Origin of the sequence: Pseudomonas sp. NMI542_15, assembly GCF_021283425.1 — a bacterium.
Taxonomy (GTDB): Bacteria; Pseudomonadota; Gammaproteobacteria; order Pseudomonadales; family Pseudomonadaceae; genus Aquipseudomonas; species Aquipseudomonas fortuita.
In genome coordinates this window covers 1-23,036 of sequence record NZ_JAJSRO010000028.1, presented here as the reverse complement: position 1 = coordinate 23,036, position 23,036 = coordinate 1, and the positions used below count along the sequence as shown (strand labels likewise).

Below are 23,036 nucleotides of genomic sequence, written 5' to 3'. Positions count from 1 at the left end.
TGTAGTGAAAGGGAGGGTGCAGCGTCGCTGACTGGACTTCGCCACCTACAGGAACCAGCGGTATTCGCGGGCATCGATGTGGCGCATGAAGTCCAGTTGTTCCTGGTATTTGTTCTCGCAGTACACCATCACGAACTCACTGCCCAAGCCTTCGTTGACCACCGGGTGGTGACGCATGGCGGCCAGGGCACCGAGGGCATCTTTGGGGAAGTCGATACCGCTCTGACGGTTTTCGTTCAGCGGGGCGATGGGCTCGACGCCACGGTCCAGGCCATGCTCCATGCCGGTCAGAATGGCCGCCAACACCAGGTACGGGTTGGCATCGGCACCGGCGATGCGGTGTTCGATGCGCAGGTTGCGCGGGTCGGACTCGGGGATGCGAATGCACGCATCACGGTCTTCGAAGCCCCAGCTGGCCTTGCTCGCCGCGTTCACCATGGCGCCGTAACGGCGGTAAGCATTGTGGTTGGGGGCGAAGATCGGCATGCAGTGCGGCAGCAGCTCCAGGCACCCCGCCACCGCATGGCGCAGCTTGCGCTGCTGCGCGCCGGCCAGGATGTTGTTGCCGGCAGCGTCATACAGGCTGACGTGCACATGCATGCCGCTGCCCGGCGCGTCCAGGTATGGCTTGCTCATGAAGCTGGCACGGTAGCCGTGCTTCATGGCGATACCGCGGGTACTGCGGCAGAACAGCGCCGACCAGTCCGCCGCGCTCAGCGCATCGTCGCTGTGGGAAAAATTGATCTCGAACTGGCCAGGGCCCAGCTCTGCGGTGATGACGTTCGCCGGCACACCCTGCTCGTTGGCGCCATCGACCATCTCGTGCAGCACCGACGAGAAGCGTGAAAGCCGCTCGATGTGCATGTTCGGCTGGTCGTCCTCGTCCCCGGTCGCGGTGTCCCGTGGGTACTGTGGCAGGCCGTTGTCGAGCTTGCGGTCGAACAAGTAGAACTCCAGCTCGAAAGCCACCACCGGGCGGATGCCGCGTTTGGCCAGGCGCTGAATCACGCGGGCCAGCACTTCACGGGGCTCGAACTCGATAGGCTTGTCGGTGCCGTCGGAGGTGATGAGCATCTGGGCAATCACTTCTTTTTCCCAGCGCACTGGCTTCAGGGTACCCGGCACCAGGCGCCGGGCAGCATCCGGGTCGCCGTCGGCAAAGCAGTAATCGCCAATCGGGTAAAGGCCACCCTGGGTACCCAACAACACGCAGTTCTGCGGCAGCTTCAGAGGTGCACCGGCTGCAACCTTTTCCAGCATGTCCATGGGGTAGCGCTTGCCGTAGAAGTGCCCGGGGATATCCAGCGCAATCAGGTCGACATAACGAATTTCTGGGTGCTCCGCTCGGAACGAGCGCACTTCAGCCAGCAGATCCGGAAAGATGACACTCATCTTCTTATCCTTGTGAGGTGAACGAATTCAATTGAAGACCCAGAGCACGCGGGTGGGTTTTGCCGTGAGGTTGGCGTAGCGGAACTGCGCGTGGGGTTGCACCTGGAAGCAGTCGTTGGCCAGCAGGGTCACGGGCTCGCCGTGGTCCAGCCATACCGTGAGTTCGCCTTCCAGTACGAAACAGCCCTGCTCGGAACGGTCACTCAGGTACGCCTCGCCACTGGTGGCGCCTGGTTCGAGGTGGCTGTCGAGCATGGCGAAGGCACCGGCGATGGTGGGCGAAGCCAGCACATCGGTAATGCCCGACTCCAGGTACAGCGTGCGCCGCTCGTGGGGGCGCGTGACCCAACCAATGCTGCGGGGCTTGCTGAGGTTGTAGAAGTACGCGGTCGACACGCCGAGCGCTTCGCTGATGGCGGTGAGGTCCGCCACGGTAGGGCGCGAAACACCGCGTTCGACCTGAGAGAGGAAGCCGACCGAGCGGTTGATGCGCTCGGCCAGCTCGCCCAGGGTCAGGTTCTTGAATTTGCGCAGGTCGTGAATAAGGATCGCGAGGGCTTCAACCTCTTCGTGCATCTTCATCGATTGGGCTGCCGTGAAATTTTTAGAGTTATTTTTCATGAAAAAATACAGGAAATTTTTCACGAGTCAAGCCGGACGATGGAAATGCGCAGCAGCGAACCGATGCCCTGCGGCCCAGGGATCTGGGTTGATAAAGGTGGGCCGGGTTTCTTTAACGGTGCTCAGGGAGTAGCCTGCGCGGTGAATCTTCCCAGCCCGGCCATTGCCATCGTCATGCCAAACGGTTTCCCTGAACTGCCCCCGCTTAACGCGCTACGCGTGTTTGAAGTGGTTGCCCGCCACCTGAGCTTCCGCCTGGCTGCCGAGGAACTGGGTGTGACCCAGGCGGCAGTTGCTCAACAGATACGTGGGCTGGAAGCGCACCTGAAGCTTCGTTTGTTCGAGCGCCTCCCGCGGGGCCTGGCGCTGACCGATGCGGGCCTGGGCTACAGCGCCAGCATCCGCAGCGCCTTGGCAATGATTGATGAAGCAACCCGGCTGCTCCGGCCACAGGCGGCTCACTTGACCGTCAGCGTTACCCCGACGTTTGCCTCAAAGTGGCTTATCCCCAGGCTGGGCAACTTTGCGCAAAAACACCCGGATATCGATCTGCGTGTGCTGGCCACGGACCGGCTGTCGCACTTCAGCACCGATGGCGTGGATATCGCAGTGCGCTACGGCAAGCCTGAAATCGGCGCGGGCTTGAACAGCGAACTGCTGATGGATCAGCGCATTGTCGCCGTGGCCAGCCCAACGCTTTTTGAGGGCACCCGTGTGCCCGCCAGCTTTGCGCAGCTTCAAGATTTCATCATGCTTCACGATGCCCATGATTTCTGGCCTCAATACCTGGCCGCAGTGTTCCCGCAACACGCGCAACCGACGGCCAAGAACCTGCGGTTCAATCAGACCTCGTTGGCTATTGATGCGGCCATCAGTGGTCAGGGCATTGCGTTGGCCAGCCTGGCGTTCGTCAGCGATGAAATCGTTGCGGGCAGGCTGGTCCAGGTCTTCGCTCAGCAGCTAGGGCTCGACAAGTCGTTCTATCTGGTGTGGCCACGCAAGCTGCAGCAGCCTGAATCGCTAGGCGTTGTGCGGCGCTGGCTCAAGCAACAGGCTGACAATAGTTAATCTACTGCCACGGTAAAGTTTGGCTGCCTCCCTCCCCGCTGGGGCTACTGCTAAGGTGATTGCACCTAAGCAATCAGCCGTTCACGTTGGAGGCAGCATGTCAGTAGAAAAAGTTGCGATTATCACAGCCGGTGGCAGCGGCATGGGCGCGGCAGCAGCACGACGCCTGGCCGCTGACGGCTTCAAGGTGGGCATCCTTTCCTCTTCGGGCAAGGGCGAAGCACTGGCTGCCGAACTTGGCGGCATTGGCGTAACCGGCAGCAACCAGTCGGTTGAAGACCTGAAACGCCTGGTAGATGCCGTGGTAGAAAAGTGGGGCCGCATCGACGTGCTGGTCAATAGCGCTGCCATGGCCCGCGCGCGCCGATCCTGGAGATCAGCGACGAGGACTGGCACAAGGGCATGGACACCTACCTGCTCAATGTCATCCGCCCTACGCGCCTGGTAACGCCTTACATGCAACGCCAGAAAGGGGGGGTGATCATCAACATTTCCACGGCGTGGGCGTTCGAGCCGAGTGAGTTGTTCCCGACCTCTGCTGTTTTCCGCTCGGGCCTGGCCGCCTTCACCAAGATCTTCGCCGACAATTTTGCCGGGGATAACGTGCGCATCAACAACGTTCTCCCCGGCTGGATCGACAGCCTGCCGGCCACCGAACAACGCCGCGACAGCGTGCCGCTCAAACGCTATGGCACCCGCGAGGAAATCGCAGCCACCATCGCGTTTCTCGCCAGCGAAGGCGCTGCCTACATCACCGGGCAAAACATCAAGGTTGACGGCGGCCTGACCCGCAGCGTGTGATTGGGTATGGCCGCAGTCTGCGCTGCTGCGGCCTTCGGTTTCTGCAACAGGGGTGCTCGCGTGCTCGACGCGCTCCCCCGCAAGCCAGCCAGTCGTGGCCGTTTGACCTTCAAGGTTAATAGTTCTCGTAAGCCAATATGAATTGAGCCAAGGCCATGTCACTGATAGCTATGTCTGGATGGGAGTGCCGAAATTTATCCATCGCAGCTTCAAGGTAGACCCCCTTGATGTTGCCATCGCTCGCAACATAGCTGCTGGCATCATCTCGCGTTGCGGCTATCAGCTTTTTATCCCGCGAGGTCAAGTAGGTGGTTGCAGTGCTCGTGCTGGAGATGAGGGTTTCGGCCCAGAAATCATTCATCGCCATCGCAGGGCTGGAAAAAACCAAAAAACAATAAGTGGACAAGGAAAATATAAAGCGCATTAATAAACCTGAATAAAGAACACCCGAAGCAGCGTTAAAGCCGTTATACCATCACTTCAGCAGACCCGTCAGCGAGCCCTTTACTGGCATCACTCAACAAAATGGCTCCGCTTCATCCGCATCGCCGCCTTATTCGCGCGCTTCAAGCGCGCAGTGCGCTGGGCTTTATTATAATCGTCACGCCCCTGCATGACACCGCCCGCCACTTCAACCCAATCACTCGCGGTACAACCGGAAACCAGAAAGGAAAATAAAAGCGGACACATACACATCAATGACTTCATTAAACGCCCCGTTGACCACCGATCAATATAACAATGTAACTACCTTTCTTCCCCTGAAACCCTGCGCAGCCGCTCCTGCGCTTGCTCCAGTTTCCCCTTGTATCTTTCAACCATTCTGGAAGACCCGGACGCTATCGCAGCTTCCAGCTGGTCCTCCCTCCGGTGAACGTCTTTCAGTGCGCGAGACACTTGTTCGCCTGGTTCGCTCGGTTCATCATCACGGCAATACCGCTGAACCCGAGACAACGCAGCTTCCAATCCTCTCTGCTGGTATATATTCCCATACCGTATTGCCTGATCCCTTTCGTGAGCAATCTCGTCTCTGCGCTGTTCACAGCGCTTAACATCTCCTGCCAAAGACAGGTCACACACTGCAAACACAGCGAATACAACCAGTAAAAAAGGCGCTGCCCCCACGCTACGAATACCGAGCGCGTGCTTCCTGTACGGATACCCTGCTAACTGCTTACCCACAACACGTCGACCCTGCATACCTGAAAGCCTTGTAAAACCATCGAGCACCATGCTCAACCTGGGCAGCACAGTACCTCGCGATGACGCGACCGGCTTTACGTCGACCTTACTTGGCCTTACTTAACCACCTCAACAGGCGCCTGACCCTTACTTTTTCTTACCAAACGCGTGTACACCGCCTACCCTGCCCTGATAACCGCATCCCCCGGGCAGCGGACGAGCGCCTACTCAAACAGCGCAATATTCACTAACGCGGCACGTGGCACACCCCTACCACCAGGTTATTCACATTGAAATAGTACTCAAAATCCGAGAAAGCATTGAAGGTCATGATGCCGCCCTGAAAACCACGGGCCATGAATGGAATATGACTTCCCGCCGTATCGCCATCGAATGTTGAAATAGAACGTGTCTTGAAGAGATATCGCGAGGTGTCCAGGTGCGTCAGCGACAACTCGAAGCGTCTGTCATACACATATTTTACACCGCGCGGGCTTATCACATGATAATAGGCATAGATCGCACCCTCATTGGGGTCGATCGTCATATCTCCGACGCCGCGCCAAAGCCCCTCTCCCTCCTCCACATGAACAAAGTCAATGGAGGCGCTGCACGGGGCCCGAGGACTATCTCGGTAGACCGATATCAGGTAATTGCTTATCAAGCCCGCAAAAATAAAAACCGAGAGAAGTGACGTAAACCCAATCACTTTTTTCCAACGCGAAGATAATTTACGCACAATGCCTCCCCGTGGCTTTCTGGCTTTACACAACTTACCAGCAACTGACTGAGAGGCTTGCGCACATAATAGTTGCTGTCTTTCAAGACCAACGCCGGCTCGAACCCGGCCATCGCCGCCAATACATCATCCTTAGACATATTTTCACTCTGTTCGACGTACAGCGTTGCCCCATCACTCTCCCAGACACGTTTCCACGCTTCCAGGTCCGGCGGCTTGTGAAACATCAGGTAGGCATAAATAACGGGGAGCGACGCGCCTAGAAAAGCGAGAGCCGGTAGAAACAAGTGGCTATTTCTTCTTATCCATCCGTCACGCAATGGAAGGGGGGCCATGACAGCGTTTTGCCTTTCTTCAGCGAGCTCCGCCTTGCCAGCTACAGTCTCACTCGAGCCGCTCTGTTTGCTGTCATTGCCGACGGGTTGCTCATTGGCGCCCGATGATGCCCGAGGCCTGTCTTGCTCGAGGTGCAATGGCATGTCACGTTCAACTGCAACGTCCGCGGAAACCATGGTGATTTCACACAGCAGTATCAAACCTCGCTTAGGCAATGTTTTCAAACTGTCTCGAGGCACACCAACATCAACCAGCTTCGAACGAAGCGCATGCACTGTTTTATAATAACTACTGTCAGAGACAACCAAGCCCCGAGCACCCCATACTTGAGAGATTATCGCCTCTTTATCAGTAATGCCTGCTATCAGGGCAAGCAACAGATCGCTTTCGTTACTGCCTAACGTTGTCGATAAGTTAGCACGACTCAGTGTCATCCGTTCAGCGTCGTAACAAACCTCCATCAATCCCCTCCACTGCCAATGACTTGCGCCAGCACGATGACAACCTTCCGGCTAGCCAACTGCTGCTTCAGCACAGTGCCGCTGCGTCACGCATACTATCATTTTGCGGGGCCTGACCTGCCCCAAGGGAGCGAAGGCTTACTTGCTGGCGACCGATTGATTGGGCAGCGCACAGCTCTGGGCGTTAAGAAAGCGCGATTTCTTCAGCCAGTCTTGCTGAGGATAATAGGCAAATACGTAACTGCCGCGTTGCAGCGTCTCGATCAGCTTGCCGGCAATTGCTGGACGAACGGCCGGGCAGCCCTGGCTGCGCCCCAGGCGCCCGAGACCCGGTACTACCTTGGGGTCGGCATACGCAGCAGCATGCATAACGATCGCCCGCGACATGCTGTTGTCGTTGAACCCCGGTTCCAGCCCCTGCAGGCGCAGCGAGCGGCCGTGCTTGCCACTGTAGGTCTGCCCGGTCTCATACAGGCCGATGGAGGACTGGAAGCTGTTAGGCGCATTGGAGAACGTGGTCGGCACATCCGCGCCGCTGTTCTTGCCATGGGCCACCCACTCCTCAAACAATAGTTTCCTGGCGCGCAGGTCGAACACCCACAGGCGTTTGTCACGCGAGGCTTTGGAATAATCGATCACCGTCAGCAGCTTGTCCGCGTTGCTATGACTCGCGCAGGTATAGGCGCTAAGTGCCAGTGCCAAGGTCGAGAGACTGGCGTTTGGCGCCAACTGCTGCAGCTCGGCCGCACTCGGCAGGGGTTGCGCATCGGCGGCATGCCCGGTGCTGAGAAAACACAGGCCAATACCGGCCACCGAAAGCCGTAAGGCTCCCCGCAATAATTGGAAAATCGACATGGAATACCCTGTGAAAAACTGGCTTTTCTTGCCTTGATTGCAGCCAAAATTGGCTACTTTGCTTGATTATCTCAGCAATGCCGATCACTTCTTGACCAATGGTTTGGATGCTTCACTGCCTTCGGTGCTGATCACCGTGAATTTTCCGTCGCTGCGGGTATCCCGGGTCGATGCCCAGTCCGTAATCACCAGCATCGTGCCAACGTCCATCGCCGCACGTAAATGGCGGCGGAACGCCGGGTTGATGTTCAATTGCCCCAGTTGTTCATAGGGCGTATTCCCGTACTCCGGGTTGCTCAGGCCCACCACTGACCAACGCAGGGGCAGCCCGTCATCGAGGGCAAGGGTGGATGGCTTTTGCAGCAGGGAATACACCGCCATGCCGCTACGATGCTGACGGCTTTCAAGCGAAAGCGCAGGTGCCGAACCGATCAGTTGCCCACCGCGATACACGTAGGCGCGCATATCGGCGCGGCTGATCAGGATCGACAGTGGCCCTGCCGTCGGGTCTGGGTCGTCCCAGAATTGCTGGTTGCTCAGCACCAGCGGGCCCTGGGCCTTGCCATCACTGACCGTCGGCGCCAGCACGCCGGGGTGGTAAACCTCCACCGGGGCACTGTTGGTATCGGAAACGATGACTGTGGTTGAGCTGAAACCGGTGACTTCATACAGCTTCTTTGCAAAATCCATCGGCAGTCGAACACACCCATGCGAGGCAGGGTACCCCGGTAGATGGCCAGCGTGCAGGGCGATGCCATCCCACGTCAGGCGCTCCATATAGGGCATCGGTGCGCTGTTGTAGAGGCTGGACTTGTGCTCGACCTTCTTCTGCAAAATGCTGAATACCCCGGTGGGGGTTTCCCGGCCGGCCTTGCCGCTGCTGACGGTGCTGACGCCAATGGCGATGCCATTGCGATAGACGTAGGCACGTTGCTCGGTAAGGCTGACCACAACGGTCACCGGCCCCACCGGCGAGACCTGCGGGTACCAGAGAAACTGGCCAGGCTTGAGGCTTTCAAGCTGGCTCCTGAGTGCGGCCGGCGTGGGCACCTGAAAGGGAGCCGCTTCGACCATGGCGGCGGCGAGCAACAGACTCAGCCCAAGCGGTACACGCAACATCCAATAGCCCCCATATATCCCTGCCCCCAGCTTAGTCGGAACATCATCCGCAAAGCCACCCGCTCAATACACCGGGTAAAAGCTGCCGGCCCGGCGCACGGCCAGCCGTGGTGCGAGTGGTAACAACCTTACCCAAAAAATGTGCACAAAATTCCCAATTACAGCCTTGGATCACCTGCTGACTATGCCGGATGAAGGCTATAAAGCAGTGGGAGCCACCGAACGCATGGGTTGGTACGAATCTTGTTTGTATACAAGACCAAAAATAAAAGTACACAACCATCATGGAGTTCCGATGGCGTCGATTTCACGTTCCGATGTTGACCAGCTCGATGCTCTCCCGGCCGATACGGCTGGGCCCAGTCAGCTGGCGTTGAGCCCGCGCCTGTACAGTGCCGACCTTGCCCCGACACGCGCGGCAAATCGCACTTGGGGGCGCTACAGCCTGTTTGCGCTGTGGACCAACGATGTGCATAACATCGCCAACTATTCCTTCGCCATCGGCCTCTTTGCCTTGGGCATGAGCGGCGCTCAGATCCTCGCCGCCTTCGCGCTCGGCGCGATGGTGATCTACGGCCTGATGAACCTGTCCGGCTACATGGGCCAGAAGACCGGCCTGCCCTACCCCGTGTTGTGCCGGATCAGCTTCGGCATTCATGGGGCGCAGATTCCGGCACTGATCCGTGCGGTGATCGCCATCGCCTGGTTCGGCATCCAGACCTACCTCGCCTCGGTCGTGCTGCGCGTGCTGCTGACCGCCATCGCTCCGGACCTCAAGGCCTACGACCAGAATTCGATCCTCGGCCTGTCGACCCTGGGCTGGCTCACCTTCCTTGGTATCTGGTGTGTGCAGGTGGCGATCTTCGCCTACGGCATGGAGATGGTGCGCCGCTTCGAGTCGATCACCGGGCCGATCATTCTGGTCGCGTTCGCCTGCCTGGCGGGGTGGATGTACTGGCGCAGTGGCTTGTCGATAGCCTGGTCCAGCGGCAACGCGCCAACCGGCTCCAGCCAGTGGCTGAAGGTGCTCGGCGCCGCTGCGTTGTGGGTTTCGCTGTATGGCACCATGATTCTCAACTTCTGCGACTTTACCCGTAACTGCCCGGATCGGCGCACCATCAGCGTGGGCAACTTCTGGGGCCTGCCGGTGAACATGCTCGGCTTCGCGCTGATCGCCGTGGTGCTGGCCGGTGCGCAGTTCAGCATTGACGGCAAGCTGGTGCAGGGCCCGACCGACATTGTCGCCGCCATCCCGAACACTGCCGGCCTGGTGCTGGCCTGCCTGGCCTTCCTGATCGTCACCGTGGCAGTGAACATCATGGCCAACTTCGTCGCGCCGGCCTACGTGCTCGCCAACCTGGCGCCGAACCTGCTGAACTTCCGCCGCGCTGGCTTGCTCAGTGCCGCAATCGCGGTAGTGATCCTGCCCTGGCACCTGTACAACAGCCCATCCGTGATCGTGTATTTCCTCGGCGGCCTGGGCGCCCTGCTCGGCCCACTGTACGGCATCATCGTCACCGACTATTACCTGGTACGTCGCAGCCGGGTGAACCTGCCGCAGTTGTATAGCGAAAGCACAGAAGCCGCCTATCACTACAGCGGCGGGGTCAACCTGCGCGCCGTGGCCGCCTTTATCCCGGCTTCGCTGATCGCCATCGTGCTGGCGCTTGTGCCGGCGTTCGAGACGCTGTCGCAGTTCTCCTGGTTCTTCGGTGCAGGCCTGGGCGCGTTGATCCACTACGCCATCGCCAATCGCAGCATCAAGCACCTGGAAGTTTGCGGCGAAAGCATTGCGGTAGAGAGCGCGCAGCACTGACCGGCGCATTTTTGAATCGGCGCATTTCGCCGGTCACGATGGACCAGCCCTCAGCTCCGCTGAATAGTCCTGAAACCAAGGCCAGCGGCATGCCGCCCCTTCTCATGGGTATCCTGTGTTGCGGGTCGGCCGTTCACGGGCCTTGATCGCCTGTCGGCGCAGGGCCTGGATGACGGGCTCATCAGCCAGGCCGGCCAGCGACCTGGCGGCACGGCTGACAGTAACCAGCAAGCGTCGCCCAGCCGATTGGCGCAGGCTTGCAACGCCTCATCGAGCCGCGTGAACGGCTCACCCGCGCAGATCTCCCAATCCCAGCGCCAGTGCGCAGGGTTTCACTTTACCGAGCTGAAGCAGCGTCGCATGCCGTGCTGACGGTGTTCGCCCAGAGCATGATGGGTACCGTTGAATCCACCTAACCTGCCACCTGGCCAAAGGGGTAATCCTTGAAAATCAAGTACCCGATCCCATGGGAGCACCGCACATGCTTATCGACTTCAGACCCGCTCATGCCTCGGATGCGCAAGATATTGCGCGCTTCTTTCAACTGACATCGGAGGGCATGGCCGATTACATATGGAGCAAGCTTGCAACACCTGGAGAAGCATTGCTGAGTGTCGGCACGTCTCGCTATGCCAGGGAACAGGGCGACTTTTCCTACAAGAACTGCCTGATGGCCATTTTCGAAGGGCGCGTCATCGGCATGATGCATAGCTATGCCTTGCGCGAGACCCCTGACAGGCCTGTCGAGACCGACCCGGTCCTCGCGCCGTATTCCGACATGGAGATACCCGACACCTTATACATATCCAGCTTGGCCCTGGATGAAGCCTGGCGCAGCCAAGGGCTGGGCGTCCAGTTTCTTCGCCACGCTCAGCAACGCGCTGAGGACGCTGGCCTTGATGGGCTATGCCTGATTGATTATGCCGAAAACCACGGTGCACGCCGCTTCTACGAACGTCACGGTTTTCAAATTGTTAAAACCTGCCAGATCGTTCCGCACCCGATGCTGAACGTAACCGGTGAAGCCTATTTGATGTATCGCCCTACCCACAACGTGCTCGAGAAAAAACCATGAACAAGAAGCTGACCGTATTCCGCGAACTGGATATCCAACCGGTGCGCGACCTTCCCTTTTTCGAAGCGGTCGTGGAAGGCACGCCTCATACGCTGACGTCCAAGTATTACCACGATGAACAACAAGGTCGCATTTCCGGAGAATGGGAAGCCAGCACCGGCGCGTGGCGCATCGACTACAAAGTTTGGGAGTTCTGCCATGTCCTGAGTGGATGCTGCGTCATCGAACTTGAGGGTTGCGCCCCCATCACACTGGCCGCTGGCGACACGTTCATTATCGAACCGGGTGCCAAGGGCAAATGGACCGTACTGGAAGACATGAAAAAGAACTTTGTGATCCTCTTGCCCGCGAACTAGGCATGGGGTGGCGGTTCATCGAGCGCAGCGCAAGGCCGCTTTGCATGCTTGCCTGCTGGCCGCGCTCGAATGTTCTTCGGCAGGCCACAGCAGCCCTCTACCTCATGGCTGCGCTGTCGCGCATACAACCAGGCGTTCGGCGAAGCAACCTATCAACCGAGACTTACATAGCCCTCTTCCGTCCACTCCAAGGTGCCAGGGAACCTCGCTATGAAGCGCGTGCCGTCCTCAGGCGTAGAGGTTACCGATAGCGTCCCGTTGTGACCCGCTACGATCTGAGATGCGATATACAAACCGAGCCCCAGCCCCTCCCCGCGCCCCCCTGCCGCCCTTTTGAACGGCTGGAACAGTAGCGGTAACAAAACGTCGGGGATTTCTGGGCCATGGTTCATCACTGACAGCACTATATGATTTTCTTGCATGCTTGCGCTCACGTCTATCGGACGATCACGCGCCCCATGAGCAACGGCATTGCCCAACAGGTTTGAAAGCAATTGCCCCATTCTCCCAGCATCACAGAACACCCCAGGTGAAATGACCACCTCTTGACGGATTGTGACGTTGGGATGACTCGTCATGATTTCATTGATGACGGCAGTAAAAACGTCACCCAGGTTATCCACTAAAGTCCGTTTGACCGGAATGCCTCCCCCCAACTTTGCTCGAGAAAAATCCAGGACATCCTCAATCAAGTGATTCATCCGCTGCGAGCTTTGTCGTATTGCAATGGCAAGCTGCTGCTCGCGACCGGCGGGAAGCTTGGCCTCCAGTAGATCAGCGCTCATTCTGATAGCGCTCAGTGGCGAACGGAGGTCATGCCCCAGTACGGCAATGAACTGCTCACGGACAATGCCGGTCTCGGCTGCATTGGCCAGTTCAATCGTTTTGGCCTCAAGGTCCGCCAAAACGTCGAGTTGAACAGCTATCAACTGGGCGAAAAGCGTTAGTGTTTTGCACACCGCATCTTCATCAAAACATGCTGGAACCTCATCAATAGCACAGAGCGTTCCGAAAAAATCCCCGTTTGTCCTGATGATAGGTATGGAGACATAGCTTTCTAAGCCGTATGTCCTAGGGGTGTGGTGGGTTGAATACACCGGGTGCTCACTGGCATGCTTGAATATAACGGGTTTGTGGTGCTGACGAATTTCGTGGCAAATCGTCGTTTCCAGCACCAACTCGCCGCCCGGCATGAGCCCAAAATCAATAGAATCATCGACGGCGCAAGCCACCCATCTCGTCTCGGTGACACGCGCAATTGCCGCAAAGCGCATGCCGGTGACATGCTTCACCATATTGAGAATAAGCGGGACGGCCTCGACCTTGGCAATCGTACTGATGTCATGTGAAAGGTCAGACGGATAAGGCATCAAGTCGCCGATTGTTTGAATGGTAAATTGGCATTAAAGCGTATGCTCCAGCGTTTGACAACGAACCCGTGCAGGGTATGCGGCCGTCAATCGGGCATGTGGTTTCGATCAATACAGGTGGCTGACGGGCAGTTCCAGTTATGGGGAAGGCGTTGGTCAAGTCAGGTGATTTGAGCGTTCCGAAGGGATGCTCCACCGTCTGCCGGCGAACCTTCATCTTTCCTGGGTTGTGCTCCAATCGGATCTGCACGGCTTCGACTGTAATAGCCTCGGCTTCAATGTCCTTGAGCTTCGTCATCTGCTGTTTCAGTTTTTCTATTTTTTCGCTCAGCCGTTCAGCCTTTGCCCCGGCGACCTCGAGCGCTGCCCGATCCGCCGAACCCATCGCCGCAAGAGCGCGGTCAATGCTCTGCTCGATCTGCTGCATGCGCGCCTTGATCTTGCCCTGGGTAAAGTTGCGGTCGCGGTTATTTACGGCTTTGAATTTGCTGCCGTCGATGGCAATGATCGACTGGGATAACAGATTGAGGTTGCGGCAAAGCACTACGAATTGCCGGCAGACGCTGCGAATGGCTTTGCCGTTGTCTCGGCGAAAGCCGGTAATCGTTTTGGATTCAGGAACCAACCGGCCCGTTAACCACATCAGCTCGACATTGCGCTCTGCTTCGCGCTCAAGCCGGCGGCTGGACTGAATCCGGTTGAGGTAGCCATAGATGCAGATTTTCAGCAGGACTGCTGGATGGTAGGCCGGACGACCGGTTGCCGCAGGATCGACACCCTCGAACCCGAGTGCTCCAAGGTCGAGTTCATCGACAAAAACGTCGACTACCCGAACTGGGTGTTTTTTGGTGATGTAGTCGTCCAGGCACTCCGGCAGCAACGTAACTTGTGTCCGAGACTCACCTTCAGTGAATCGCTTCATGATCGTCCCCGCCACGATCTCGACGATCAAAAGGTTGGACAATTGCAGGCGTTTTCACACAGCCGGGGTCGTAAGCTGCCACACGCGGACGGCAGCTATCGACCCGTAGCTGTCGTTCATAACTTGCACCATCAACCCACAGCTGCCAGCCCGGTCATAGTATTCGCCCGGTGCTCATCAGCTTACTTCCTCAACCTGCTTGTAGATGCGCAATCCCCGTGCTTGATAGTTTTGAAGCGCAGCAGGATGGTCAAATATGCATGTGTGTACCCATACCCGTTCTGTACCATGCCATTCCCACGCAGATAGAATGGCGTGGCTTAACAGCGCTCCGCCGAACCCGCACCCTAGGAACTGTGGAGCTAGCCCAAAATATCGGATCTCACTGTTACGGCCATCGGGACGATAAAGCTCGTAATAGCCGGCTATTGCACCTCGGTGATAGGCAACCCACGTCCGATGGCAGTCCTGCTCAACGAGCGCCTGCCAATCGGAATCACCCCAGGTATCAAGATCGCCCCATTCCCAAGGCGCGCCTACTAGCTGGTAGAGAAATTTATTGAATTCCGCCTGAGGCACATCACACTCGATAATCTGTAGATCATGTCGCTGGGGCTTCGCCTTCAGTTCTGAAGCCGAAGTCATCTCCAAGTAATAAGTAGTGTAAGAACGATCCATTACGGGCCCCCTTCGCTCCTCCTCGTGGTGAGACAAGAATTCCAGCAACAGCTCGACTTCGGCCACCCTGCATGTTCGTCTCGTGAGCAGCCGTTCCTTCAAACCGTATCAGACCTGATGCTGCACTTGTTGGACAGTGCTATCGAGCTTTTCTGGATCTTCACGGGTCTCCATGTCGCAAGCTAAGCTCAGCCATCTGCGACGCTACCAAGGACGGCACTCATGCACTTACTTACCGATGAGCAGTTACTAGAGATCATCCATCAGAACCCAATAAACCGGGCGTTACTGGAGATCCTGCCAACACTCGGTATCCCTCATTCCATGCTGGTCGCAGGGGCTTTGTTCCAGACGTTTTGGAATCACCGCTCGGGAGAGCCCGCTGAGTGGGGCATCAAGGACTATGACATCGCCTACTTCGACGCAGACTTGTCATGGGAGGCGGAAGACAGAGTCATAGCCCGGGTTCAGCAGGCGTCCTCCCATCTAGGCGTCAATGTCGAGATACGCAATCAGGCCCGTGTCATCTGTGGTACGAAAAGAAATTCGGCGGCGCCTATTCACCGTTGAAGGTCACCGATGGTATCGACCGATATCTGATTCGGTCGACTTGTCTAGGCATAGACGCCTGCACAGGTAAGCTTTACAGCACTCATGGTCTTAACGAGCTTGAGAACAATACGCTCAGGATGAACGAACTGAATCCACGGCCAGACTTGTTCAGAGAGAAGGCGGCTAGCTACCAGGCGCGGTGGCCATGGCTGCAAGTGATTCAATGAGCTTAAGCTATCGATCCAAAGCCGCCGATGCCAAAAGTCTAAATTTGGCCATTGCAATCGCGCCCGAATGTGAGATCAACGAGAAAAGAGGTATTTTCCTGCCTCTGAGATCAGCTGGCATCATGGAGGAACAAATGCAGATCTACATTACAGGCGCATCATGTGCGGGTGTGATCACTCTGGGGCAAAGTCTTGCCTCGCGTCTCGGGCTCTGTCATGCGGATGTAGATGACTATTTCTGGATGCCCACAAACCCTCCGTTCACAACCAAGCGGCCTGTCAGCGAGCGGGTGCCATTGCTCCAGCAAGCACTCGGTCAGGATGATTGGATACTGACCGGTTCCTGCATGGTCTGGGGTAATGCTCTACTGGCGCACGTCGACCCAATCGTGTTCGTGGTGACGCCGACTCCGATCCGCCTTGAACGTCTGGCAGCTCGTGAAAAGGCTCGCTTTGGAGATCGCATCGCACCCGGTGGAGACATGCATGAAATACATGCGGGATTCAAAGAATGGGCTTCGCAGTATGACAATCCAGACTTCTCTGGACGCAACCGAGTCTGGCACGAGCGGTGGTTATCAGAGCAGTCATCTCCAGTCCTGCAAATTGACGGGGCGATCAGCACTGAAAAAATGGCATCGAAAGTCACCCAGGCGATGTCGCACCTAAGGCATTACGCTCCAACGGTCACGTCAGCGTCTCAATGTTAGGCGCCTCGCAGACCCAATACCTAGTAACTTAATTCTTCCGCCGTCATCACAACATTCGCAGCCCCCCCACCCTCAACAAGGGCGCACGCCCTCACAGGCCTTTCGAGGCAGTCTAGCCAGCATCGCTAGGGGGGCCTACGCACGACCGCTCTACAAGCGGCTGGTATTCAATCTTTTACTTTCAGCGACTCCAGCCAGAAGTACAAACCATTCAACACAGCTACGACGACCCCACAAAGTGCAGCCTGCGTGTTCAACGTAGCAGCTGCAATCGTAGTGGAGAGAACCTGCGCCTGGTCCAGATTCTGAAGCTGAACGACATCCTCCTGCAAGGTCGCCGACATGTGCCACAGCGAGGCAGATAGGGCAGCGATTAATATACCAGAGACCACCAACAATCTCTGAAATGCTTGAATGACCCACGGGTTGTCTAGGGAGTAATTACGCGTTAGCGACACCAGACCATCAGCGATGCGGGCAGCCAGGAGAACCAGATCGTACAGTTTCTTCATGCATGAGCCTTCCAAGTGGAGCAGAGGCCGATCTTCAGCCTCCTCCTTCACTGTTCGGCAGAGGTAAGCAAACCTTTACTGTTATGCGAAAGCTTTCACGCGATCTAGCTAGTGAAGGTCTACTGCCGCAGTTCTAACCTCTTCATCAAAAAACCTTTTCACCTCGTCCGGCCCCTGCAATCCACACGAGACAGCAGGCAGATGCGTCACAGAACGAACGTCAGTGAAATATGGGTATTTGCTGTTGACTTCGCTAGCAGTGCACTTGGTAGTTACCTCCGTGAATCCCTGATGGAAAGCCCACCAGGTCAGGCCAGCAAGCTGCCAGGCTTCGTCATCGGGATGGGGTCGATGACGCGTATAGGAGGCGACCCTCTCATTGAACATTTCGACCTCGTCATCAGCCCGACCACCGGTCTTTTTTCGAGCCCCGTGGAAACCCATCACAAGGTCGCCGTCGTAGAGAATGCGCTCTCGTCCGGCCAGAACCATCCAAGTGCAGGCAGACTCGCACTCACCCGCAGCGAACTTATGTCCTTGAGCATCTAACCTGTATCTGGAGGCCAGGCATGTATTCAGCCCACGCTTGGAAATGTTGTCAGCAATGATCATTGCTTCGGAGCTACTTCCTCCTGAGGAAGCAATGCAAACCGTTCGAATGCTTGGATCTTTGTCCAACTCCCGCCCTAGGCGGAATCGGACCCAAATGGAGGCTATACCAGCGATCTCACCATGGACAAGCAAGATTTTGTCATCACATTTTCCCTTGGAGCATACCCATGCGGGCGTTACGCTTGGTCGAGGATAAAACTCATAAGTCAATAGAGCCACTAAAGCAATCAGAAGCAACGGCCCCCAAATCACTATTCCATTCTCATTTAAACGACGCGCAACAGTCACTGACAAGCTCCAAACACAAAAAACAAAAAAACAATTAGCTTACGCATTGAGTCAAACTAGATCCGCTCAACTGCAACCACATCAATATATTTATACCTCTTCTAAAATTTCTTCTTGGCATCCATTTCAGCAGCTAGACGACTGAGACTGTCACTTTCAAAAATGACAGATTCGGTGGCACCCTCAAATACATTGCTCACACTAAGCGTCACCCTGGTTTTCGAGGTCAGCTTACTCATTTGCGACGCTTTCTGCTTCGTGCCGGCTGGCTGGGTGACGGCCGAAGCCGACGAAACGCCGCCCCCAAACAACGCACGTCGCATTTATTCTTCGTTCAACTCAATGCTCATATCCACTCCTTGGTGCCTTAAAATCACGATCAACCGCATAGCACAACGGGGCACTGGTATAGCCCCCACAGTCCTAACGCGATGCTGCACACTCCCCTCTACCACTAGACCCCACGGACGTACGGATGTCACAGAATGTAAGGGGTTCGGATCGCGTCGGGCCGTAGAGGCACTACCGGCAGAACTGTACAAAAGTGCTTGCCGCAAACGGCGATCGCTGCGATACACACCCCACGATTCATCAGCGAAGCGAGATTGTCAGAGGAAGCTTTTTGGCATTGAGATCAATTACAGACGATTATAGATTCAGGCATCACCGCGCGCTATCTCACAAACGTATGCCTCGGAGACCTACCGGCTAGTGATCAAGCACCATAGCCTGTCGAAGCTCTACCGGGTAGGAAGACTTGGCGGCTAGGTAGGCATCGTCGCCCCTAGAAATCGCTCTCGTTCCTAACGTCCGCTTCGGCTCGAAAGCGGTCAGCCGCGAGGGTCTGCTTCCAACCCATAGCTGCCCTCCGCGAAAGGCAGCTACCGGCCAATAGCGGCCGTTCTGGAATGGCAGGAAACGACCGATAACTGCCTTCGATACGCGACTTTCGCCCACCAGCGGCTCGATTGTAAGAATATGGCGGAGAGCTGCGAAACCGCCTACGCTTATAGAATGATTCCTCGAACGCCTTGCCCATCTGGTGGTATAGAGCCGAGAGATCTGACTTCCTTTGACCGTCCGCTTAACACCCACCCGGACCAACCCGCGCCTATCGCCAGCAACTGCCCCCTGAGTCCGGTCCACACGACCAGCAGTACGGCGCAACGGGTAAAAGCCAGACCCAGCCCCCCCACTGCCGTTCAAAAGCGACCGATGCCGCAGCACCTCTGGAAACGGGGGCGCTGTTCACGTTCTGCCATGAGGTCAATCCGTATGTATCGGCCGAGCACGATTCCTTACCAGAAGCATCGAGGGTTCAGCCGAACCTTCACTCAGGGGCATTTGAGCCTTGGATTATTCTTTCCCATGGAGGCGTTCGACGGGGACACTCCGAGCATGCTCAACCAGGTCACACTGGCTAAACAAGCCGAGGCGCTGGGCTTCTGCGCGCTCTGGTTTCGCGACGTGCCGCTTCGCGACCCTGGCTTCGGCGATGTCGGCCAAGTCTTCGACCCCTGGGTTTACCTGGGTTATATGGCCGCCCATACCTCGGAGATTGCACTTGGCACCGCCTCCATCGCCATCCCGCTGCACCATCCCCTGCACACGGCCAAGGCGTCAGCCAGCGTAGATCAGTTGAGCACTGGTCGCTTGATTCTGGGGGTTGCTTCGGGAGATCGGCCAGTGGAGTTTTCGGCGTTTGGCGTCGATCCAGAAAGGCGTGGAGAGATCTTTCGAGAACACTACGAAGTGATTCGCCGCGCCCACAGCACCAGTTTTGAGCCCATCCACTGGAGCACTGGTGAAATGCAAGGCGCAGACCTGATTCCGAAACCGACCACCCAATTCATTCCAATGCTCGTGACCGGCAACAGTCGCCAGTCACTGGATTGGATCGCGCGTGAGAGCAACGGATGGATCAACTATCCACGCATTCCGAACATGCAGCGGCTGGTCGTGGAAGATTGGCGACTGGAGGTCACGAAACAATGTGGTTCTGTGTATAAGCCCTTTACTCAGTCGCTGTACATCGATCTCGATGAGAATCCGTCAACGCCACCCACACGTATCCATTTGGGGTTCAGACTTGGACGTTACCATCTACGTTTTTTGCTGGAGTCGCTTGAGGAAATCGGCGTGGACCACGTCATTCTCAATCTCAAATACGGCAAGCGCCCTGCGGTGGAAGTTATTGAGGAATTGGGTACGCACATCGTTGCGCAGTTCGGAGTGCAGCCGCGTCAGGCAGCTCATTGAACATCGGTCACTGCTACGCCGACGAATGCTCACTTGACGAAACCATAAGGTGTCACGGCGCGGATGACCTCCGGTTCTATATCAATGATGGAGATCTTCGCGCCATGAGCGGAGCGACCGGTGCCCGGCAAACAATCTACCCTACCCAGCCTAAACCCGTGATGAGCACGTTGCCTTGCAGATTCTGTGCGGCTTCCACGCCGTCCCTGGACACGATTTGCGCGCGTATCCTTTCACTTATACCGAGCGCGCAAGCATGGCATGAACCCTGGACACGGCACTTTAGCCATGGCATTTATCTTCAATACAAGTGTTTTGATTGATCACCGCCCGGAACAGCAGCAGGCCCAAGCTATCCTGATTTTCACAAAATACATCGTGGGCCTCCCAGTACTGACTGGAGCTTCCTATTGGGTTTGCTTAGCCGGGTAGCTTGGCCGCAAGGACGTCAACCTTCTCGATTGATGGCGGTTCGGCAAATAGCTCGGCAGCGTTTGCCATAAGCGCCGCCGCGACCTTGCCCGAAAGATGAGCCTGCCGGCCCGCTTCATCCGGGAATGCGTCAAAGATGCCAAAGGTGGACGGCCCCAAGCGGATTCCAAACCAGGCTGTAGTGGCTGGCTCCTCCTCCACTAACGGAAGGCCACCCAAAAGAAAGCTCTCTACATCCTTTTCTTTCCCGGGTTTTGCTTCTAGGCGAACGAACAACGCTACTTTGACCATGATGTGGCTCCTGTTGTTACGATGCGGCTGGCGCTATCAGATCGCGATAGCTAAGAGGGGCATCCGAGACTCTTAACTATGGTCGACGATACCAGGATTACAAACCCAAATAGACCAAGGGTAGCGGCGAGTAGCGCACGAGCAGTGAGAACGACGTAGTGGGCAGCATGTAACCGCAAGTCAGCCACTTGCTCACTTGGTCCCACCCTCTGGTCTGATAATGATGATTCAACGATATCTGAAATTTAGAAAAACATAAGAGATCATGGTTGCTGTCAGGCCGACCAATATGTACTCGACGCGGGGTAAAAACACGACTAACCCGCCCAAAGAAAACACTATCAACGTGTTTTGTAGGATGTATTTCCTTATTCTACTCACGGCTATGAAATAGCCATATTGCTTACCTAGGAAAAACAAGGCCATGCCGGTGATCGACATAATCTGGAAATCGCGTATCGCAATGTCGTTCAGGATCGCATGCCTAATCAAATTTGCCAGAAGTGCCAGCCCCATAAAAAGAAAAAGGTGCGAGTAGATTAAGGCGTGTCCACTCATACTGCTTTGATGTTTGTTCAGCAAGTAAAAACTATCAAAATAGATCCACCAGATACTGCAAATCATGATAAATCCGGTGATGGCTGCCATCACATTATAATAACCCCATTGAATGTTAGATAAGCCTCCGGAAAGGCTAATAATTGACTCCCCCAATAAGATTAGGGTGAGTAGGCCTATGCGCTCAACCAAGTGCTCCGTGTGTGCTGGCAACGGTTTTAGTTTAGTCCAGAAAAATACAGGAAACAGAATATCAAGAACAATCCCAATATAAGCAACAAGGTAACGCAAGGGCGGGTCAAAAATAACGGATGAAAGGCTAATAACTGCGCTAACTAATAGGGCGAAGCCAAGCCTTGAGGAAAGTTCGCCGCGAGAATCGAGTTTACTAATGGATGAAATATACATAACACTGATGATTGCACGTATACCAAAATAGCAGGCAATAATGAGCGAGTAGTTCACTTCCAAGTCTTCCCCGATCCGTGCCGATAGCACAATGAGCAGGAGCATTATGAATAATGTTGCCAAACGGTGAAGATTGCTGTCTGTATCGAACCTGTTGGAGTAAATCGTGTGACTGGACCAGATCCACCACAGCGGCACAAAAAGCAGTAAGAATGTCCATAATTGCTTATGTTCAAAGTGCCCATCATGAACATGTCCGAGAGTGTGCGTAACTTGGCCTATCGTAACAACGAAAGTCAGGTCAAAAAACAACTCCAACCATGTGGCGTGTCGATTTTCTTCATAATACTTCAAAGATTTCATTAGTTGCCGGCTCCGTGCCCACCTCTTTAATGTAAAAGGAAGCTAACGTTGGTTTCTCCTCGGCTCCGATGTGGGTGATGCCAAGCCGATTTGGCTCTCTAGCGATTTCGTCCACGCACTAACAAAAGCTCAATCATCTGACTCATCCCGATGAACTCTGGAACTCCGTCATAGCGAAGCCCGTCAATGTAAAACGCTGGGGTGCCATTCACGCCGCTGCGTACACCGCCATTGAAATCGGCTTGTATTTTGGGAATGTAAGTATCCTCTTGCATTGCAAGATCGAATTCCTCCCTGGAAAGGCCGTGTTTGAGAACGATGGCGCGATACAGCGGCAGGCCCAATCGATCCTGATTTTCGTACAATTCGTCGTGGGCCTCCCAGAAGAATCCTCGACTCCCGGCATACTCAGCGGTGACCGCTGCACCCAATGCATGGGGGTGAGCGGTGGTCAGAGGGAAGTTACGGAACACAAACAGCAAGTCATCGCGAAAATGCTGTTGCAGATTCTTGACCATCCAATAAGCTTCACCGCAATAGGGACATTCATAGTCGCCAAATTCGACCAAGGTGACCTTGGCATGCGCACTTCCCTGGCGATGGTCGTTGGCACTTACCGGGACTTTGAGAGTGGCCATCTAATCACCTGTTAATTTTTGGTTGGCGTGCTTTGTGGCGAATTCGCCAAAGCATCCAGCGCATCCAGAATACCGTCCGCACCAGGGTTGATTGCCATCGGGGAGACGTAGCTCCAAGCAACCACCCCGTCCTTGTCAATCACGAACAGCGCACGCTTACAAACCCCGAGCTGGGACTGGTACGCTCCATACTGTCGTGCCACAGCCCCTTTGGGCTCGAAATCGGCCAGCAGGCTGAAGTGAAAATTCCGATCTTTGGCAAAGGCCTGATGACACCAGGCGCTGTCAACCGAGATACCCAGTAGCGCCGCACCGTATGGCGGTCTCAGTGACCAAGTGCAACACCCGAGGTAAGGTGCTGCATGACTACTCACTACACCCACTTGACCATCGAA

General features: G+C 55.9%; 24 protein-coding genes and 4 pseudogenes. 8 read left to right on the top strand and 20 right to left on the bottom strand.

Annotated elements, in window-relative coordinates:
- Positions 1-45: 45 nt before the first annotated feature.
- Both LU684_RS26980 and LU684_RS26975 read right to left on the bottom strand, forming a co-directional pair.
- Positions 46-1,392: a glutamine synthetase family protein gene (locus tag LU684_RS26980; protein WP_016485774.1), complete on the bottom strand. Its 1,347-nt coding sequence runs from the start codon at positions 1,390-1,392 to the stop codon at positions 46-48.
- Positions 1,393-1,419: 27 nt separating this feature from the next.
- Complete coding sequence (locus tag LU684_RS26975; RefSeq protein ID WP_232895231.1) at positions 1,420-1,974, bottom strand: helix-turn-helix domain-containing protein; 555 nt, start codon at positions 1,972-1,974, stop codon at positions 1,420-1,422.
- Between the two features lie 213 nt (positions 1,975-2,187).
- Here LU684_RS26975 and gcvA point away from each other — a divergent pair, with 213 nt between their 5' ends.
- Complete coding sequence (gene gcvA, locus LU684_RS26970; RefSeq protein WP_232895241.1) at positions 2,188-3,081, top strand: transcriptional regulator GcvA; 894 nt, start codon at positions 2,188-2,190, stop codon at positions 3,079-3,081.
- 97 nt (positions 3,082-3,178) lie between these two features.
- Positions 3,179-3,882: pseudogene (locus tag LU684_RS26965) on the top strand (SDR family oxidoreductase).
- Positions 3,883-3,997: 115 nt separating this feature from the next.
- Here LU684_RS26965 and LU684_RS26960 read toward each other — a convergent pair.
- The 7 genes from LU684_RS26960 to LU684_RS26935 all read right to left on the bottom strand — a co-directional run bounded on the left by LU684_RS26960 (position 3,998) and on the right by LU684_RS26935 (position 8,574).
- Positions 3,998-4,306 carry a DUF2388 domain-containing protein gene (locus LU684_RS26960; RefSeq protein ID WP_016485770.1) on the bottom strand — a complete coding sequence of 103 codons (309 nt, stop codon included), beginning with the start codon at positions 4,304-4,306 and terminating at the stop codon, positions 3,998-4,000.
- An 89-nt stretch (positions 4,307-4,395) separates the two neighbouring features.
- Entirely contained in the window at positions 4,396-4,590 is a 195-nt protein-coding gene (locus tag LU684_RS26955; RefSeq protein ID WP_033731210.1) for a hypothetical protein, read from the bottom strand.
- A 39-nt stretch (positions 4,591-4,629) separates the two neighbouring features.
- On the bottom strand, positions 4,630-5,082 hold the full coding sequence (locus LU684_RS30860) for a DUF1090 family protein (protein ID WP_060518344.1): 453 nt from the start codon (positions 5,080-5,082) through the stop codon (positions 4,630-4,632).
- A 229-nt stretch (positions 5,083-5,311) separates the two neighbouring features.
- Positions 5,312-5,803 carry a hypothetical protein gene (locus LU684_RS26950; RefSeq protein ID WP_024717329.1) on the bottom strand — a complete coding sequence of 164 codons (492 nt, stop codon included), beginning with the start codon at positions 5,801-5,803 and terminating at the stop codon, positions 5,312-5,314.
- Positions 5,770-6,600, bottom strand: a complete 831-nt coding sequence (locus LU684_RS26945) for a winged helix-turn-helix domain-containing protein (RefSeq protein WP_232895230.1) — start codon at positions 6,598-6,600, stop codon at positions 5,770-5,772. Before LU684_RS26945 ends, LU684_RS26950 begins: the two co-directional genes overlap by 34 nt.
- A gap of 138 nt (positions 6,601-6,738) precedes the next feature.
- Positions 6,739-7,455, bottom strand: coding sequence for a murein L,D-transpeptidase catalytic domain family protein (locus LU684_RS26940; protein ID WP_016485765.1), 717 nt, complete (start codon positions 7,453-7,455; stop codon positions 6,739-6,741).
- Between the two features lie 84 nt (positions 7,456-7,539).
- The gene (locus LU684_RS26935) at positions 7,540-8,574 is read right to left on the bottom strand and encodes a L,D-transpeptidase (protein WP_016485764.1); all 1,035 of its coding nucleotides are present in this window, start codon (positions 8,572-8,574) and stop codon (positions 7,540-7,542) included.
- A gap of 226 nt (positions 8,575-8,800) precedes the next feature.
- Here LU684_RS26935 and LU684_RS26930 point away from each other — a divergent pair, with 226 nt between their 5' ends.
- The 3 genes from LU684_RS26930 to LU684_RS26920 all read left to right on the top strand — a co-directional run bounded on the left by LU684_RS26930 (position 8,801) and on the right by LU684_RS26920 (position 11,821).
- A complete protein-coding gene (locus LU684_RS26930; RefSeq protein ID WP_371262310.1) occupies positions 8,801-10,390 on the top strand; it encodes an NCS1 family nucleobase:cation symporter-1 in 1,590 nt (529 codons plus the stop codon).
- A 481-nt stretch (positions 10,391-10,871) separates the two neighbouring features.
- Entirely contained in the window at positions 10,872-11,465 is a 594-nt protein-coding gene (locus LU684_RS26925; protein WP_023047147.1) for a GNAT family N-acetyltransferase, read from the top strand.
- Entirely contained in the window at positions 11,462-11,821 is a 360-nt protein-coding gene (locus LU684_RS26920; protein ID WP_023047148.1) for a cupin domain-containing protein, read from the top strand. The genes LU684_RS26925 and LU684_RS26920 overlap by 4 nt, the downstream gene beginning before the upstream one ends.
- 152 nt (positions 11,822-11,973) lie before the next feature.
- On the opposite strand, the gene LU684_RS26915 is transcribed toward LU684_RS26920, so the two are convergent.
- The 3 genes and pseudogenes from LU684_RS26915 to LU684_RS26905 form a co-directional block, all read right to left on the bottom strand.
- Complete coding sequence (locus tag LU684_RS26915) at positions 11,974-13,191, bottom strand: GAF domain-containing sensor histidine kinase (protein ID WP_232895229.1); 1,218 nt, start codon at positions 13,189-13,191, stop codon at positions 11,974-11,976.
- 235 nt (positions 13,192-13,426) lie between these two features.
- Positions 13,427-14,113, bottom strand: a pseudogene (locus tag LU684_RS26910) (transposase); the annotation flags it as partial.
- Between the two features lie 177 nt (positions 14,114-14,290).
- Positions 14,291-14,791: a GNAT family N-acetyltransferase gene (locus tag LU684_RS26905; protein WP_232895228.1), complete on the bottom strand. Its 501-nt coding sequence runs from the start codon at positions 14,789-14,791 to the stop codon at positions 14,291-14,293.
- Between the two features lie 222 nt (positions 14,792-15,013).
- Between LU684_RS26905 and LU684_RS26900 the strand changes: the two are divergent.
- Positions 15,014-15,570: pseudogene (locus tag LU684_RS26900) on the top strand (nucleotidyltransferase family protein).
- A gap of 134 nt (positions 15,571-15,704) precedes the next feature.
- Entirely contained in the window at positions 15,705-16,280 is a 576-nt protein-coding gene (locus LU684_RS26895; RefSeq protein ID WP_060518389.1) for an adenylate kinase, read from the top strand.
- Positions 16,281-16,447: 167 nt separating this feature from the next.
- Here LU684_RS26895 and LU684_RS26890 read toward each other — a convergent pair whose 3' ends face one another.
- From LU684_RS26890 to LU684_RS26880, 3 genes are all read right to left on the bottom strand, one after another.
- A complete protein-coding gene (locus LU684_RS26890; RefSeq protein ID WP_232895227.1) occupies positions 16,448-16,792 on the bottom strand; it encodes a hypothetical protein in 345 nt (114 codons plus the stop codon).
- A 108-nt stretch (positions 16,793-16,900) separates the two neighbouring features.
- Positions 16,901-17,692: a hypothetical protein gene (locus tag LU684_RS26885; RefSeq protein ID WP_232251888.1), complete on the bottom strand. Its 792-nt coding sequence runs from the start codon at positions 17,690-17,692 to the stop codon at positions 16,901-16,903.
- Between the two features lie 101 nt (positions 17,693-17,793).
- On the bottom strand, positions 17,794-18,015 hold the full coding sequence (locus tag LU684_RS26880; RefSeq protein ID WP_082422020.1) for a hypothetical protein: 222 nt from the start codon (positions 18,013-18,015) through the stop codon (positions 17,794-17,796).
- Between the two features lie 952 nt (positions 18,016-18,967).
- On the opposite strand from LU684_RS26880, the gene LU684_RS26875 reads away from it, so the two are divergent.
- Positions 18,968-19,951, top strand: coding sequence for an LLM class oxidoreductase (locus tag LU684_RS26875; RefSeq protein WP_019751022.1), 984 nt, complete (start codon positions 18,968-18,970; stop codon positions 19,949-19,951).
- A gap of 38 nt (positions 19,952-19,989) precedes the next feature.
- Here LU684_RS26875 and LU684_RS26870 read toward each other — a convergent pair.
- The 5 genes and pseudogenes from LU684_RS26870 to LU684_RS26850 all read right to left on the bottom strand — a co-directional run.
- Positions 19,990-20,177 (bottom strand): annotated as a pseudogene (locus tag LU684_RS26870) (monovalent cation:proton antiporter-2 (CPA2) family protein); the annotation flags it as partial.
- A 194-nt stretch (positions 20,178-20,371) separates the two neighbouring features.
- Positions 20,372-20,674 (bottom strand): putative quinol monooxygenase, encoded by a 303-nt coding sequence (locus LU684_RS26865; RefSeq protein ID WP_023047152.1) that lies wholly within the window; start codon positions 20,672-20,674, stop codon positions 20,372-20,374.
- 228 nt (positions 20,675-20,902) lie between these two features.
- Positions 20,903-22,003, bottom strand: a complete 1,101-nt coding sequence (locus LU684_RS26860; protein ID WP_232895225.1) for a low temperature requirement protein A — start codon at positions 22,001-22,003, stop codon at positions 20,903-20,905.
- A gap of 98 nt (positions 22,004-22,101) precedes the next feature.
- On the bottom strand, positions 22,102-22,641 hold the full coding sequence (locus LU684_RS26855; RefSeq protein ID WP_070086726.1) for a DsbA family protein: 540 nt from the start codon (positions 22,639-22,641) through the stop codon (positions 22,102-22,104).
- Between the two features lie 11 nt (positions 22,642-22,652).
- The coding region (locus LU684_RS26850; protein ID WP_232895224.1) for a redoxin domain-containing protein at positions 22,653-23,036 on the bottom strand (384 nt) is incomplete at its 5' end.

Excerpts from the sequence above, each read along its gene's own strand:
- LU684_RS26980 (WP_016485774.1), bottom strand. The coding sequence starts at position 1,392 with ATGAGTGTCATCTTTCCGGATCTGCTGGCTGAAGTGCGCTCGTTCCGA.
- LU684_RS26975 (WP_232895231.1), bottom strand. The coding sequence starts at position 1,974 with ATGAAGATGCACGAAGAGGTTGAAGCCCTCGCGATCCTTATTCACGAC.
- gcvA (WP_232895241.1), top strand. The coding sequence starts at position 2,188 with ATGCCAAACGGTTTCCCTGAACTGCCCCCGCTTAACGCGCTACGCGTG.
- LU684_RS26960 (WP_016485770.1), bottom strand. The coding sequence starts at position 4,306 with ATGCGCTTTATATTTTCCTTGTCCACTTATTGTTTTTTGGTTTTTTCC.
- LU684_RS26955 (WP_033731210.1), bottom strand. The coding sequence starts at position 4,590 with ATGAAGTCATTGATGTGTATGTGTCCGCTTTTATTTTCCTTTCTGGTT.
- LU684_RS30860 (WP_060518344.1), bottom strand. The coding sequence starts at position 5,082 with ATGCAGGGTCGACGTGTTGTGGGTAAGCAGTTAGCAGGGTATCCGTAC.
- LU684_RS26945 (WP_232895230.1), bottom strand. The coding sequence starts at position 6,600 with ATGGAGGTTTGTTACGACGCTGAACGGATGACACTGAGTCGTGCTAAC.
- LU684_RS26940 (WP_016485765.1), bottom strand. The coding sequence starts at position 7,455 with ATGTCGATTTTCCAATTATTGCGGGGAGCCTTACGGCTTTCGGTGGCC.
- LU684_RS26935 (WP_016485764.1), bottom strand. The coding sequence starts at position 8,574 with ATGTTGCGTGTACCGCTTGGGCTGAGTCTGTTGCTCGCCGCCGCCATG.
- LU684_RS26930 (WP_371262310.1), top strand. The coding sequence starts at position 8,801 with ATGGGTTGGTACGAATCTTGTTTGTATACAAGACCAAAAATAAAAGTA.
- LU684_RS26925 (WP_023047147.1), top strand. The coding sequence starts at position 10,872 with ATGCTTATCGACTTCAGACCCGCTCATGCCTCGGATGCGCAAGATATT.
- LU684_RS26920 (WP_023047148.1), top strand. The coding sequence starts at position 11,462 with ATGAACAAGAAGCTGACCGTATTCCGCGAACTGGATATCCAACCGGTG.
- LU684_RS26915 (WP_232895229.1), bottom strand. The coding sequence starts at position 13,191 with ATGCCTTATCCGTCTGACCTTTCACATGACATCAGTACGATTGCCAAG.
- LU684_RS26905 (WP_232895228.1), bottom strand. The coding sequence starts at position 14,791 with ATGGATCGTTCTTACACTACTTATTACTTGGAGATGACTTCGGCTTCA.
- LU684_RS26895 (WP_060518389.1), top strand. The coding sequence starts at position 15,705 with ATGCAGATCTACATTACAGGCGCATCATGTGCGGGTGTGATCACTCTG.
- LU684_RS26890 (WP_232895227.1), bottom strand. The coding sequence starts at position 16,792 with ATGAAGAAACTGTACGATCTGGTTCTCCTGGCTGCCCGCATCGCTGAT.
- LU684_RS26880 (WP_082422020.1), bottom strand. The coding sequence starts at position 18,015 with ATGCGACGTGCGTTGTTTGGGGGCGGCGTTTCGTCGGCTTCGGCCGTC.
- LU684_RS26875 (WP_019751022.1), top strand. The coding sequence starts at position 18,968 with ATGTATCGGCCGAGCACGATTCCTTACCAGAAGCATCGAGGGTTCAGC.
- LU684_RS26865 (WP_023047152.1), bottom strand. The coding sequence starts at position 20,674 with ATGGTCAAAGTAGCGTTGTTCGTTCGCCTAGAAGCAAAACCCGGGAAA.
- LU684_RS26860 (WP_232895225.1), bottom strand. The coding sequence starts at position 22,003 with ATGAAATCTTTGAAGTATTATGAAGAAAATCGACACGCCACATGGTTG.
- LU684_RS26855 (WP_070086726.1), bottom strand. The coding sequence starts at position 22,641 with ATGGCCACTCTCAAAGTCCCGGTAAGTGCCAACGACCATCGCCAGGGA.